The organism is Actinomadura formosensis NBRC 14204, assembly GCF_001552155.1.
Classification (GTDB): domain Bacteria; phylum Actinomycetota; class Actinomycetes; order Streptosporangiales; family Streptosporangiaceae; genus Spirillospora; species Spirillospora formosensis.
Genome location: NZ_BCQQ01000161.1, coordinates 1 through 12,998, shown reverse-complemented (window position 1 = coordinate 12,998; position 12,998 = coordinate 1). Strand labels below are relative to the sequence as shown.

Below are 12,998 nucleotides of genomic sequence, written 5' to 3'. Positions count from 1 at the left end.
TCCTGGACGTCCTGTGCGTCACCCCCGCCGCCACGGCCATGAACCGCGTCTGGGTGAGCTCGTGGGACGTCTCGCTGGCCGACCCCGACCTCTCCGCCCGCCAGAAGGACCGCTACGAGAACTGGCGCAACCGCCTCCGCCCGCACGTGGCGGCGGCGGTCTCGCTCGGCGAACTCCCCGCCGCATCCGACATCGACGACATCGTCGCCGCTTCGGCCGCCTTCGCCCACGGCCTGGTCGTCCACGCCCTGTTCGACCCCGGCGCGTTGCCGCCCGAACGCCAGACCGCGATGCTGGACGCCTTCCTGGCCTCCCTCGGAACGTGAGCATCCCGGTGCCATGACGACCGGCAGGCGGGGGCACAATGGCCCTCGAAACGGCTTCCGTCAGAGCTTTTCGATCGTGGCGAAGCGCAGCACCAGCGTCCGCACACCGTACTCGCCACCGAAGTCGACGCTGGCCTTTTCACCCCGGTCGTAAACGGAGACGACGGTGCCGAGGCCGAAGGCGTCGTGGGTCACCTTGTCGCCGGGAGAAAGGGACGGAACCGGCCGATTCCCCGAGGATCGGGTCCCCGGCCGCTGCGCCATCCGCGACATCGCCGGCGTGGACATGGACGACGCCTCACGCTCCCATTCCATCAGGGATTCCGGCACCTCGCCCAGGAACCGGGACGGCGGATTGACCTGCGGCGCGCCCCACGAACTGCGCATCGCCGCACGTGACAGATAGAGCCGCTGCCGGGCACGGGTAATGCCGACATAGGCGAGGCGGCGTTCCTCTTCGAGTTCCTTGGGATTGCTCATGGCGCGCAGATGCGGGAAGACGCCGTCCTCCATGCCGGTCAAGAAAACGACCGGAAATTCGAGGCCCTTTGCCGTGTGCAGCGTCATCAGCGTGACAACGCCCTGATCGGTCTCTTCCGGCTGCTCGCCCGGTGGAACCGGACCGCCCTTGGCGCCGCCGGGAATGGAGTCGGCGTCGGCGACCAAGGCGACCTGTTCCAGGAATTCCGCCAGCCGTCCCTCGGCGGACTCGCCGTCCAGCCGCTCCTCGAACTCGCGCGCCACCGCCTCCAGTTCCCGGAGGTTCTCGACGCGGGTCTCGTCCTGCGGGTCCTTGGACGCCTCCAGTTCGGCGAGGTAGCCGCTGGCCTCCAGCACCTCGGCGATCAGGCCGGCGGGGGTGAGCGATTCGGCGGCGGCGCGCAGCTCGTCCAGCAGCGCGACGAACTCGCGGACGGCGTTGATCGAGCGGGTCGCCATGCCGGGCACGTCCTCGGGCACCCGCAGCGCCTGCCAGAACGAGATCCGCTCGCGGGACGCATGCGCCTCCACGCACGCCTCGGCCCGGTCACCGATCCCCCGCTTCGGCACGTTCAGGATGCGCCGCAGCGAAACGGTGTCCTCGGGATTGGCGAGCACCCGCAGATAGGCGAGCGCGTCCCGGATCTCCTTGCGCTCGTAGAACCGGACCCCGCCGACGACCTTGTACGGCAGCCCGACCCGGATGAACACTTCTTCGAAGACACGCGACTGGGCGTTGGTCCGGTAGAAGATGGCGACGTCACCGGGGCGGGCGTCCCCCTCGTCGGTGAGCCGGTCGACCTCGTGGGCGACGAACGCGGCCTCGTCATGCTCGTTGTCGGCCACATACCCGGTGATCTTGTGGCCTTCGCCCTGGTCGCACCAGAGCTTCTTCGGCTTCCGGTCGGCGTTGCGCTCGATGACGGCGTTGGCCGCCGACAGGATCGTCTGCGTGGAGCGGTAGTTCTGCTCCAGCAGGATCGTGGTCGCCTCCGGATAGTCGCGCTCGAACTCCAGGATGTTCCGGATCGTCGCACCCCGGAACGCGTAGATCGACTGGTCGGCGTCACCGACCACGCACAGTTCGGCCGCGCCGACCCCCTCCACCGGGGCGGTCAGCTCGCGCACCAACTGGTACTGCGCGTGGTTCGTGTCCTGGTACTCGTCCACGAGGACGTGCCGGAACCGCCGCCGGTAGTGCTCGGCGGCCTCCGGGAACACCTGCAGCAGATTGACCGTCATCATGATCAGGTCGTCGAAGTCCATCGCGCCGGCCTGCTGCAGCCGGGCCTGGTACATCTCGTACGCCTCGGCGAGCGTCTGCTCCATGTGCGTCGACGCCCGCGCTTTGAACGTCTCGTAGTCGATCAGCTCGTTCTTCAGGTTGGACACCTGGGCGCTGAACGACTTCGGCGGATACCGCTTGGGGTCGAGGTCCAGTTCGCGGCAGACGAGCGCCATCAGCCGGTTCGCGTCGGCCTGGTCGTAGATCGAGAAGCTCGTCGGGAAGCCCAGCCGCTTGGCCTCGCGCCGCAGGATCCGGACGCACGCGGAGTGGAACGTCATCACCCACATGGCCCGCGAACGCGGCCCGACCAGGGCGTCGACGCGCTCCTTCATCTCGGCGGCGGCCTTGTTGGTGAAGGTGATCGCGAGGATCTGCCCGGGGTGCGCGTCCCGCTCGCCGAGCAGATGGGCGACGCGGTGGGTGAGCACCCGGGTCTTGCCGGAACCGGCCCCCGCGACGATCAGCAGGGGTCCGCCGGAGTGCACGACGGCGGCGCGCTGCTGCGGGTTGAGGCCATCGAGCAGGGGATGAGCTTCGGTCTTCGACATCATGTGCGAGTCTACGGCGCCCGCCGGATGTTTTCGGCGCCTCCGCCAAGCCGGCGAACCGCTCCGGCACCCCCGCGATGGCGACATGTGGACAGCGCGATGGCGACATGTGGACAGATGGCGATGCTTTTTGATTCCGCAGGTTGACTCGATCTCTCCACCGGCGGAGCGTGTGGCACAACGGGGTGGACACTTACCGGCCGGGTCCGCCGACCCGGCCGCCCGGGAGAACCCGGCCGTGCCGGGGAGCCCGGCCGCACGGGGGGGAACTCGGCGGTACAGCGGAGCAGCAGGACCCGTACCGGCATGTCCATCCACAGAAGCGCAGAGTCGGCAGGGACTCGCGCACTGTCAGGGGAGGTGGCTTCACATGAAGATCCACCAGCAGGACATCCAGGCCCAGCGGGAGAGCGAGACCATCCAGGTCGAGGTACCCGCGCAGTGGCCGGGACGGGCGTCCACGGCCGTGCAGGAGGCGGCTCCGCCGACTCCGCGTCCCGCCCCGAGGCCGGTTCCGATCCCGGTGCCGATCCGCACGGGTCACCGGTTCCTCATCTACAAGCAGGACCCGTCGGTCACCGAACTCGGCGCCCGGCTGACGTTCATCCCGACCGTGGTGCTGAACGGCCCGGCGGACGCACGCGTCCGGACGGAGCTGCAGGACGTCACCCCGGTCGCCCGCAACATCAACGGCGACTTCGTGTTCACCGCCGGCAGCCCGCAGTTCGACTGCGCGCACACGTTCGCCGTCGTCCGGCAGACGATGGCGATGTACGAGCGGCACAACGGCGGCGACCCGATCCCGTTCGCGTGGAACGTCGACGGCGACACCGAGCGCATCACCGTCTTCCCCCACGCGGGCGAGGGCGCGAACGCGTTCTACACGAGGACGGGCAAGGCGCTCAAGTTCCTGTTCTTCACACCGCAGGGGCAGCCGCCGGGCAGCGTCCTGCACACGTGCCGGTCCCACGACATCGTCGCGCACGAGACGGGGCACGCGATCCTGGACGGGCTCAAGCCGGGCTGGCTGTCGGCGGGCAATCCGCCGCAGACGGGCGGCCTGCACGAGTCGTTCGGCGACATCACCGCGATCTTCCTGGCGCTGGCGGAGCCGGACCAGGCGGATGCGCTCGTCGCGCTCACCAAGGCGAACCTGCACGACAAGTCGTTCCTGTCGGAGCTGGCGGAGGAGTTCGGCAAGGCGCTCGGCATGCCGTCCGGGCTGCGCAACGCCGACAACGATCTCAAGCTCAGCCAGGTCGGCAACGAGGTCCACGCGATCTCGCAGGTGTTCACCGGCGCGATCTACGACGTGCTCGCGGACGTGTACACGTTCGAGCTGAGCCGGCAGCGGCGCACGAAGGACCCGGCGATCGTGCTGATCGAGACGGCGTCCGCGCTCTGCAAGCTGGTGTTCGACGCGATCGTGGCGTCCCCGGCGACCGGCGCCCGGTACGTGGACGTGGCGAACCAGATGCTGCAGGTCTCGGCGACCCGCGGCGCCCCGGCGATCTACCGGACGTTCATCCGCAACCGGTTCGCGGTCCGCGAGATCACCACGGCGGTGACGCCGCTGCGCGACCTGATGAGCGGGCGGATGGCGATGACCGAGGCCGGCTACACCGGGGACGGGCAGGACGTCACGGAGGTCGAGCCGCACGACGAGCACTCGGCGAGCCTGCGGGCCGACCAGGACAGGTCGCGGTGCTGCGGCACGATGCAGATGCCCGAGTACGAGGTCATCGACGCCGAGAAGCTGGCCAGGGGCGGCTCGCTGGAGGACGATGACATCCTCCGCGACGAGCTGGACGGGCTGCGCCGGGCCTTCAGCGCGTAGCGGGCGGCGGAGATCCGGCGGGGAGGTGCGGACGGCATGCGCGTGCGGATCGAGAGCACCGGCGGGTTCACCGGCCGGAGCACGGTCGTCGCGCTGTACGACACCGCCACGCTCCCCGCCGGGACGGCCGGGCGCGTCCGGGACGCGGTGGACGCCCTCGCCGCCGCCCAGGCCCGCGGCGAGCCGGGCGAGATCGGCGCCGACCTGCCCGCGTACCGGATCACGGTGGACGAGCCCGGCGAGGAGTCCCGCGTCTACGAGGTGCGGGGCGAGCCGGCGGCGGGCGTCACGTCCGCCCTCGGCATCCTCCTCGAAGGCCCCGACCTGTCCTGACCGGCCGAACCCGGCCCGAACCTGGCTCGGCGGAGGCTCAGCCGGCCTTGCGGTGGTCGCGGGCGGATTCGGCGGCGGCGTGGACGGCGGCGAGGCCGGCGCCCGCCGCGGCCATGGACGCGGCGGCGACCGACCCCTCGACCAGCGGCGCGTCCGCGAGCAGCACGTCGTCGCCGGCGTCCTCGATGAGCGTCTTCGCGGTGAGCACGGAGCTGCCGATGTCGGCGAGCAGCACGACGCCGTCCCCGTCGTTCGCCGCCGCGACGGCCTGTTCGACGAGGTCGATGCTGGTGCCGAGCCGTCCCTCCGCGTCGCCTCCGGCGGGTTCGACGACGGCCTTGCCGACCCCCATCGTGCGGGCGACCTCGGCGGCGCCCTCGGCGAGCGTGCGGCTGTGCGAGATGATCACGATCCCGACCATGTCAGCCCTCCCCCGCCACGTCGGCGAGCCCGCGCAGCACCAGCGCGGTGGACGCGGCGCCCGGGTCCATGTGCCCGACGCTGCGCGGCCCGAGATAGCTGGCCCGTCCCTTGCGCGCCTGCATGAGGACGGTGTCGTCCGCGCCCTTCGCGGCCGCGTCCGCGGCGGCGCGCACGCAGTCCGCCAGGCCGGAGCCGTCCGCGAGCGCCGCCTCGTAGGCCGCGACGGCGGGTGCCAGCGCGTCGACCATCGTCTTGTCGCCCTCGGCGGCCTTGCCCAGCTCCTGCACGCCGTCCAGCGCGGCCCGGAGCGCGGCACCGAGCCCGGCGGCGCCCACGTCGCCGGCGTCGCCGACCGCCTTGCCCGCGCGGCGCAGCGCCGTCCCGTAGAGCGGCCCGGACGCACCGCCGGTCCTGGACACGATCGACCGTCCCGCCGCCATCAGCACCTTGCCCGGGGGGACGCCGTCCGGCAGCGCCTCGGCGGCGGCGCGGAACCCCCGGTCGAGGTTGTGGCCGTGGTCGCCGTCGCCGATGGCGGCGTCCAGCCGGGTGAGCCGCCCGGCGTCGGCGGAGACCAGTTCCGCGGTGTGCCGGATCCAGGCGGCGAAGGCGGCGGCGTTCACCGGCCCCACCGCAGCCCCGGCGTCTCGACGGGCGCGTCCCAGAGCCGGGTCAGCTCGGGCGTCATCCGGCACACACTGATCATGCAGCCGGCCATCTCCAAACTCGTCACGTAGGGGCCGACCAGCCGCCGGACGACGGTCGCGCCATGCCCCGCCAGCCATTCGGCCGCCGCCGCGTACGCGATGTACTGCTCGATGAGCGGGGTGCCGCCCATCCCGTTCACCAGCACCAGCACCTCGGCCCCGGCCAGTGGCATGTCCGCGTTGATCGCGCTCAGCGCGGCGTCCACGATCTGCGCCGCCGTGCCGATCTTGGCACGTTCCCGGCCGGGCTCGCCGTGGATGCCGATGCCCAGTTCCATCTCGTCCTCGCCCAGTTCGAACGTGGGCGACCCGGCGGCCGGCACCGTGCAGGACGACAGCGCGACGCCGAACGACCGGCTGCGCTCGTTCACCTCCCGCGCGGCCGCCGCGACCGCGTCCAGCGACGCCCCTTCCTCGGCGAGCGCACCGGCGATCTTCTCCGCGAACAGCGTGGCGCCGGTGCCGCGCCGCCCGGCGGTGAACGTGCTGTCCTCCACGGCGACGTCGTCGTCGACGATGACGGAGGTGACCTCGATGCCCTCGTCCTCTGCCAGCTCGGCGGCCATCTGGAAGTTCATGACGTCACCGGTGTAGTTCTTCACCAGGTGCAGGACGCCGGCACCGCCGTTCACCGCCATCGTCGCCGCGATGATCTGGTCGGGCACGGGGGAGGTGAACACCTCGCCGCAGCAGGCGGCGTCCAGCATGCCGGGGCCGACGAACCCGGCGTGCAGCGGCTCGTGCCCGGACCCGCCACCCGACACCAGGGCGACCTTCCCGGCGCGCGGCGCGTCCGCCCGCACGACGGTGCCGTTCGCCGGATCGACCTTCAGCGACGGATGCGCGGCGGCCAGGCCGCGCAGCGCGTCGCAGACCACGTCCGCCGGGGCGTTGATGAGTTTTCGCATGTCTCAGCTCTACCCCGGCGCGGCACCGCGTCCCAGGCCCAATTAGTGATCACTGCGACGCGGGGTCCCGTATAGGTTGCCTCTGTGACCAAGGCGACCACGTTCCTGTACGACTGCGACACCGGCATCGACGACGCGATGACGCTGCTGTACCTGGCCTCACTCGTCCAGGCGGGCGAGGCGGAGCTGGTGGGGGTCGGCACGGTGCACGGCAACGTCGACCCGCTGACCGGCGCGCTGAACACGCTGCGCGTGCTGGAGGCGGCGGGGATCACGGAGGGCGTGCCGGTCGCGGTGGGCGCGACCCGGCCGATGGCGCAGGACGTCCACTACGCGCTGGACTGGCACGGGACGGACGGCCTCGGCGACACGCATCTGCCCGCCCCGGCGGGACGCCCGGTCACCGGGTCGGCGGCCGCGCAGATCGTCCGGCTGGCACGGTCCAGGCCGGGCGAGCTGACGCTGCTGGCGACCGGCCCGCTGACGAACCTGGGCGCGGCGCTGCTGCTGGACGACGCGTTGCCGTCACTGATCCGCGAAGTCGTCATCATGGGCGGCGCGTTCGACCACCCCGGCAACATCACCACCCACGCCGAGGCGAACATCTGGCACGATCCGGAGGCCGCCGACCTGGTGTTCGCGGCGGACTGGCCGATGATCCTGGTGCCGCTGGACGCCACGCACCCGACCGCCGTCCACGACGACTGGCTGGACCGGCTGGCCGCCCACGACGCCCCGGTCGCCCGCTTCGCCGCGAAGATCCTGAAGTTCTACGAGGAGGCGTACACGCCCACCCTCAAGCGGCGGGGCGCGGTCATCCACGACGCGCTCGCCGCGATGCTGGCGGTCGACCCGGAGCTCGGTGAGTACGTCCACCGTTGCGTGCGGGTGGAACTGCGGGGCGAGCTGACCCGTGGCACGACGGTGTGGGACGCCCGGTCGCTGCCCGCCGAGGACACCCGCCGCCCGGTGCAGGTCGCGGTCGGCAGCGACGTGCCGGCGTTCCAGGAACGCCTGCTCACGGCCCTGCTGTCGCTCTGACCGGGCCGCCCCTCCGGCGGGGGACGGCCCTCCGGCGGGCGTCCTGCGCCGAATTTCTGATCAACTGGCGGTGCCCGAACCCGTTCGCGGAGCTTATGGTTGAAACTGTGACCAATGTTCTGGACGACGGCGACCTGCAGCGGATCCTCGTGGTGATGGCGCACCCCGACGACGTCGACTTCGGCGCGGCCGGGACGGTGGCCGGCTGGACGGATCTGGGCATCGAGGTCGTCTACCTCATGGTGACCGACGGGGACGCGGGCGGCTCCGACGACGCCGTCACGCGCGCGGAGATGGCGGCGCTGCGGCGCGAGGAGCAGCGCGCGGCGGCCAAGTGCGTCGGGGTGAGCGACGTCCGGTTCCTGGGTCGCGCGGACGGCCGGGTCGAGGCGACGCTGGACCTGCGCCGCGACATCGCGCGGGCGATCCGGCAGGTGCGACCGGACCGGGTGCTGATGCCGAGCCCGGAACGCAACTACGAGCGGATCCACCCGAGCCATCCCGACCACCGGGCGGTCGGCTCGGCGGCGCTCGACGCCGTCTACCCCGACGCCCGCAACCCGTACGCGTTCCCGGAACTGCTCGCCGACGAGGGCCTGGACGCGTGGACGGTACGGGAGGTGTGGCTCAGCGGCGGGCCCGTCGCGAACCACTACGTCGACATCACCGACCGGTTCGAGCGGAAGGTGAACGCGCTGCGGGCGCACGTGAGCCAGACCGGGCACATGGGGGACGGGCTGCTGGAGATGCTGCGCGGCTGGCTGGGCGCCAACGCCGCGGCGGCGGGGCTCCCCGAGGGCCGGTTCGCCGAGCCGTTCCAGGTCGTCAATACGGCCTGAGCCGCACCCCCGTTTTTCGTCACCCGCGAAATACATCTACTTACCAACCGTAATCGGGGCCGAAGCGGGCATGTACCCCCTGCGACAGAACACGGGGGGTTGTCATGCCGAACGAGATAGAGGCCATCGCCACCTCCTGCGCGGAGCCGGAGGTGATCTTCAAGCATCTCTGCCTCCCGGAGGCGTGGCGCGAATGGGGCGGCCTGTGGCTCCGCGCGCGGCGCGAGGCGGACGGGACCGAGCACCGGAACGGGATCGGGGCCGTCCGGTCCGTGCCGCCCTGGCGTGAGGAGGTCGTGGCCTGGGATCCGCCCCGGCACTACGGCTACCTCGCGCTGGCCGGGCATCCGCGGCGCAGCGTCCGCGCGGACGTCACGCTGGAACCGCACGCCGCGGGCACGCTGATCCGCTGGCGCGGCGAGGTCGACGCTCTCCCGGGCACCGGGCCGTTCACCCGGGCGGCGCTGCGCCGCCGCTTCGGGAAGTACGCGCGCCGGGTGGCCCGGCACTCCGAGTGCTGCGAGCCCGGCTGCCCGGCCCGGCTGCCCGGCGTCCTGTGACCCGCGGATCGCTCCAGGCCGCAGTGCGCGGCGCACGGGGTTCGTCCCTGGCGGACAGGCGGGGAGGGGCGCGCGGTGGCGCTTCCAGGCGGAAGGTGGCGCTGAAGAGAAGCGGCGCTGAAGGAGGAGTGGCGCTGAAAAAAGGGGGGCGGTGAACGGCGCCGGCCGCGTCACCGGACGCGATCACGCACCCTGCGTGCCGCGTACTGAGCGAGATGTCCCGGTATGTCCCGGGACCGGGCGGCGGGCCGGCCGCCCAGCGGACGCCGGGATCGTCAGCGGTGCAGCGGCCGGGTCAGCTTCGTGCCCTCGCCCGCGGCCACGGCGACACAGGTGACGTCGCGGTCACCCTGCCTCCACGACTCGGCCGTGGGGTAGTAGTAGGAGTTCGCGAGGCTGCCCGCGGCGGGGTCGCGGCCGATCCTGGCCTGGGTGCGGATCTTGCATCCGTTCGAGGCCAGCTGGCGCAGTTGCGCGTCCGCCGGCATCGTGAACCCCGACAGCTTGAAGATGGCCATCACCTCGCCATCGTGGGGCCCGGTGCACGGGACGATCTTGACGCTCTGAACCTCGACGGGCTCGCTGGTCGAGGGGTTGGACGCGCTGGCGTTGTCGTTGATGCAGTCGCCGACCTTCATCTTCTGCGCGTCCACCTCCTTCGGCTTGGTCCGGGTCGCGGTGGGCGCGGGCCCGGCGCCGCTGGAGGAGTCACTGCTCGCGGCGAGGACAGCGATGGTGATGCCGGTGACGAGCCACAGGCAGGACAGGACGATGCCGGCGATCGCGAACCCGCGGCCCCGGCCGCCGTTCCGGCCGATCTGCACCAGCGAGATCGCCCCGAGGACGATGCCGAGGACACCGAGGCAGCCGAGCAGGCCGGTGACGAAGGCCGCGACCGCCAGGCCGTTGGTCTTGTCGTTCCGGTACGGGGAGCCGTGGCCCGGGCCGGGCGGCATCGGCGGAGGGGGATAGGGGGCTTGTGGACCTGGATGGCCAGGTCCGGGGGGAGGATATGTCATGGTCAGCGACTTTATCGGCCGCCGGAACCGGTTTTATCCGCGACGCCGCTAGACGAGTCTCCGGGCGGCGGCCCAGCGCGACAGTTCATGCCGATTCGACAGCTGGAGTTTGCGCAGGACGCTGCTCACGTGCGTCTCCACCGTCTTCACCGAGATGAACAGCTCCTTGGCGATCTCCTTGTAGGCGTAGCCGCGCGCGATCAGCCGCAGGACCTCCCGCTCCCGCTGGGTGATCTGGTCCAGCTCGGGGTCGACGGCCGGGACGTCGGTGGCGGCGAACGCGTCCAGCACGAAACCGGCGAGGCGCGGCGAGAACACGGCGTCGCCCTCGGCCACCCGCCCGATCGCGTCCGTCAGCTCCGGGCCGGAGATCGTCTTGGTGACGTAGCCGCGCGCTCCGCCCCGCACGACCCCGATCACGTCCTCCGCCGCGTCCGACACCGACAGGGCGAGGAACTTGGACGGGACGGTGCCGTGCAGCCGCCGCAGCACCTCGATGCCCCCGCCGCCGGGCAGGTGCACGTCCAGCAGCACCACGTCCGGCAGCGTCTCGCGGATCACCGAGACGGCCTCGTCGACGTCGCCGGCCTCCCCGACGATCTCGACGCCGCCGCCCAGCTCCGCCTTGACCCCGGTCCGGAACATCTGGTGGTCGTCGACCAGCACGACCCTCTTCAACGGCTCGCTCACACCCTGCCCCTTCGCGGGGAGGCCCCCGGTCCGCTCATGATCTCTTCATCTCCAAACGCACTTCGGTGCCCTCGCCCGGCGCGGTGCGGACGGCGGCCTTGCCGCCGTTGCGCTCCATACGTCCGATGATGGACCCCCGTACGCCCATCCTGTCCTCCGGGACATCGTCCAGGACGAACCCCTTGCCGCGGTCGCGGACGAAGATGGCGATCCCGTCGCTCTCGACCTCCGCGTACACCGACACCGACGGCGCCTCCGCGTACTTGGCGGCGTTGACCATCGCCTCCCGGGCGGCCTGCAGCGCGGCGCCGAGCCGCTCGTCCAGTGCGGTGTCGCCCACGCAGACGATCTCGATCGGCACGCCGTGGTCGTCCTCGACCTCCCCGGCGATCTCCCTGATCGCGGCGGCGAACGTCCGGTCGGGGTCGGCGCGCGGCTGGTAGAGCCACGTCCGCAGCGTCCGCTCCTGGGACCGGGCGAGGCGCTGCACCTCCCGCGCGTCGTGCGCGTTCCGCTGGATCAGCGTCAGCGTGTGCAGCACCGAATCGTGGATGTGCGCGGCCAGCTCGGCGCGCTCCTGGGAGCGGATGCGCTCGTGCCGCTCGGCGTCCAGGTCCTGCCAGAGCCGCACCACCCAGGGCGTCACGATCACCGCGACCCCGGTGAGGATGATCAGCATGGCGATCACGACGGACCGCGCCTGTTCGGCCTCCACGTTCTGCGCGACGACGCCGCCGATGCCGCCGACGACGAGCAGCAGGCCGAGCAGGCTGCGCAGCCACCGCTCGCGGAGCGGCAGCGTCCAGCGCTGCCGCTGGTCGCGGTCGGCCTGCTGCCACAGGATCGCGGCGCCGACACCGCCGATGACGAACGGCCACAGCGCCCACTGAACGGGCCCGGCCACGCCCCACGGCAGCGCCGCGAGCCCCAGCGTGACCACCACGTAGACGAGCAGCTGACCCCAGTCGCGACCGCGCCGGAGCCCGGCCGCCGGGACCTTCTCCGGCGCGGGAACGAGGATCCAGAACGCCGCGTACGCGGCGATGCCGAGCCCGCTCGCGACCGTCAGCAGCACGAAGGCGGCGCGGACGAGCAGCACGTCCACGCCCAGGTGCACGGCGAGCCCGCGGCACACCCCCGCCACGAGCCGGCCCGCGGCGGCGCGTTCCAGCCCGGAGGCCCGCGCCGGCGTCGCACCGGGCCGTCCGGCCGTCTCCTGTTCCACGTCATCGATCGTCACACGCCCACGCGGGGTCCGCATCCGGGGCCTACCCGGGGACCCGGCTCAGGGGCGGATCAGGGACGTCCCCCATACCCCGCGCGGGACGGGACGGGCCACGATGGTGGCATGGGCATGGCAGGCATGGCGGGCAAGAGCGAGGCGGAGAGCCGGGAGCGGACGGGCCGGGGATACCCGCGGCTGTCGCGCGACGCCGACCGGCGGCTGATCGCGGGCGTGTGCACCGGGCTCGGCCGCTACACCGGCATCGACCCCGTCGTCTTCCGCGTGGGGTTCGCGATCCTCGTGCCGGCGCCCGGGCAGGGCATTCTCCTGTACATCGCGGCGGCGCTGCTGATGCCCGCGAACCCCGGCGAGTCGTCGGCCGCGGAGCGGTTCTTCAAGCGGTGGTTCGACGCGCAGGCCGTCCTGTCGATCCTCGGGGCGCTGCTGTGCGTGGGCGTCGCGCTGACCCTGTTCGGCGGGGCCTACACCGACGCGGTCGCCGTCCTGGTGGTGTTCGGGCTGGTGCTGCTCGTCGCGCGTTCGCGGGGCGTGGACCTGGTGGCGGCGGCGCGGACGGTCCCCGAGCGGCTCGCCGGGCATCCGCCGGACCCGTCCGCCGGGTGGACGCGGCCGGAGGACACCACCGCGGGCGGCGTGTCCCTCGCCAAGGGCCGGCCGGGCGGGCCGGCCGCGCCGGCCGGGGGCGGGCTGCCCGAGGGCATGGTCGACCTGGCCGAGTACTCGGCCGCGCACACCGACGTCCCCGCCGCCGGC

At 72.2% G+C, this 12,998-nt stretch carries 14 protein-coding genes; 7 read left to right on the top strand and 7 right to left on the bottom strand.

Going from position 1 to position 12,998, the window contains the following annotated elements:
• On the top strand, positions 1 to 326 hold a 326-nt coding region (locus AF1_RS29140; protein ID WP_169804063.1), incomplete at its 5' end, for a TetR family transcriptional regulator C-terminal domain-containing protein.
• Between the two features lie 60 nt (positions 327 to 386).
• Here AF1_RS29140 and pcrA read toward each other — a convergent pair.
• Entirely contained in the window at positions 387 to 2,642 is a 2,256-nt protein-coding gene (gene pcrA / locus AF1_RS29135; RefSeq protein WP_165488398.1) for a DNA helicase PcrA, read from the bottom strand.
• A gap of 370 nt (positions 2,643 to 3,012) precedes the next feature.
• On the opposite strand from pcrA, the gene AF1_RS29130 reads away from it, so the two are divergent.
• Both AF1_RS29130 and AF1_RS29125 read left to right on the top strand, forming a co-directional pair.
• Positions 3,013 to 4,479, top strand: a complete 1,467-nt coding sequence (locus AF1_RS29130) for a gluzincin family metallopeptidase (RefSeq protein ID WP_067806471.1) — start codon at positions 3,013 to 3,015, stop codon at positions 4,477 to 4,479.
• Positions 4,480 to 4,515: 36 nt separating this feature from the next.
• Positions 4,516 to 4,812: a protealysin inhibitor emfourin gene (locus AF1_RS29125; protein ID WP_067806468.1), complete on the top strand. Its 297-nt coding sequence runs from the start codon at positions 4,516 to 4,518 to the stop codon at positions 4,810 to 4,812.
• Positions 4,813 to 4,849: 37 nt separating this feature from the next.
• Here AF1_RS29125 and AF1_RS29120 read toward each other — a convergent pair whose 3' ends face one another.
• Genes AF1_RS29120 through dhaK form a run of 3 tightly spaced genes read right to left on the bottom strand, consistent with a single transcriptional unit; the run spans position 4,850 to position 6,850 of the window.
• Positions 4,850 to 5,233 carry a PTS-dependent dihydroxyacetone kinase phosphotransferase subunit DhaM gene (locus AF1_RS29120; protein ID WP_067806465.1) on the bottom strand — a complete coding sequence of 128 codons (384 nt, stop codon included), beginning with the start codon at positions 5,231 to 5,233 and terminating at the stop codon, positions 4,850 to 4,852.
• A 1-nt stretch (position 5,234) separates the two neighbouring features.
• Positions 5,235 to 5,858, bottom strand: a complete 624-nt coding sequence (gene dhaL / locus AF1_RS29115) for a dihydroxyacetone kinase subunit DhaL (protein ID WP_067806477.1) — start codon at positions 5,856 to 5,858, stop codon at positions 5,235 to 5,237.
• Positions 5,855 to 6,850, bottom strand: coding sequence for a dihydroxyacetone kinase subunit DhaK (gene dhaK, locus AF1_RS29110; protein WP_067806461.1), 996 nt, complete (start codon positions 6,848 to 6,850; stop codon positions 5,855 to 5,857). The genes dhaL and dhaK overlap by 4 nt, the downstream gene beginning before the upstream one ends.
• Before the next feature lie 84 nt (positions 6,851 to 6,934).
• Here dhaK and AF1_RS29105 point away from each other — a divergent pair, with 84 nt between their 5' ends.
• The 3 genes from AF1_RS29105 (at position 6,935) to AF1_RS29095 (ending at position 9,290) form a co-directional block, all read left to right on the top strand.
• Positions 6,935 to 7,891 carry a nucleoside hydrolase gene (locus AF1_RS29105; protein WP_067806458.1) on the top strand — a complete coding sequence of 319 codons (957 nt, stop codon included), beginning with the start codon at positions 6,935 to 6,937 and terminating at the stop codon, positions 7,889 to 7,891.
• 155 nt (positions 7,892 to 8,046) lie between these two features.
• Entirely contained in the window at positions 8,047 to 8,730 is a 684-nt protein-coding gene (locus AF1_RS29100) for a PIG-L deacetylase family protein (RefSeq protein WP_255218849.1), read from the top strand.
• 104 nt (positions 8,731 to 8,834) lie between these two features.
• Entirely contained in the window at positions 8,835 to 9,290 is a 456-nt protein-coding gene (locus AF1_RS29095) for an SRPBCC family protein (protein WP_067806454.1), read from the top strand.
• A gap of 275 nt (positions 9,291 to 9,565) precedes the next feature.
• On the opposite strand, the gene AF1_RS29090 is transcribed toward AF1_RS29095, so the two are convergent.
• From AF1_RS29090 to AF1_RS29080, 3 genes are all read right to left on the bottom strand, one after another.
• Complete coding sequence (locus tag AF1_RS29090) at positions 9,566 to 10,246, bottom strand: DUF4190 domain-containing protein (RefSeq protein WP_067806452.1); 681 nt, start codon at positions 10,244 to 10,246, stop codon at positions 9,566 to 9,568.
• A 111-nt stretch (positions 10,247 to 10,357) separates the two neighbouring features.
• Positions 10,358 to 10,999, bottom strand: coding sequence for a LuxR C-terminal-related transcriptional regulator (locus tag AF1_RS29085; RefSeq protein WP_067806449.1), 642 nt, complete (start codon positions 10,997 to 10,999; stop codon positions 10,358 to 10,360).
• 34 nt (positions 11,000 to 11,033) lie between these two features.
• Positions 11,034 to 12,224: an ATP-binding protein gene (locus tag AF1_RS29080; RefSeq protein WP_242608877.1), complete on the bottom strand. Its 1,191-nt coding sequence runs from the start codon at positions 12,222 to 12,224 to the stop codon at positions 11,034 to 11,036.
• Positions 12,225 to 12,347: 123 nt separating this feature from the next.
• On the opposite strand from AF1_RS29080, the gene AF1_RS29075 reads away from it, so the two are divergent.
• Positions 12,348 to 12,998: PspC domain-containing protein (locus AF1_RS29075; protein WP_157419336.1), on the top strand; the 651-nt coding region annotated here is incomplete at its 3' end.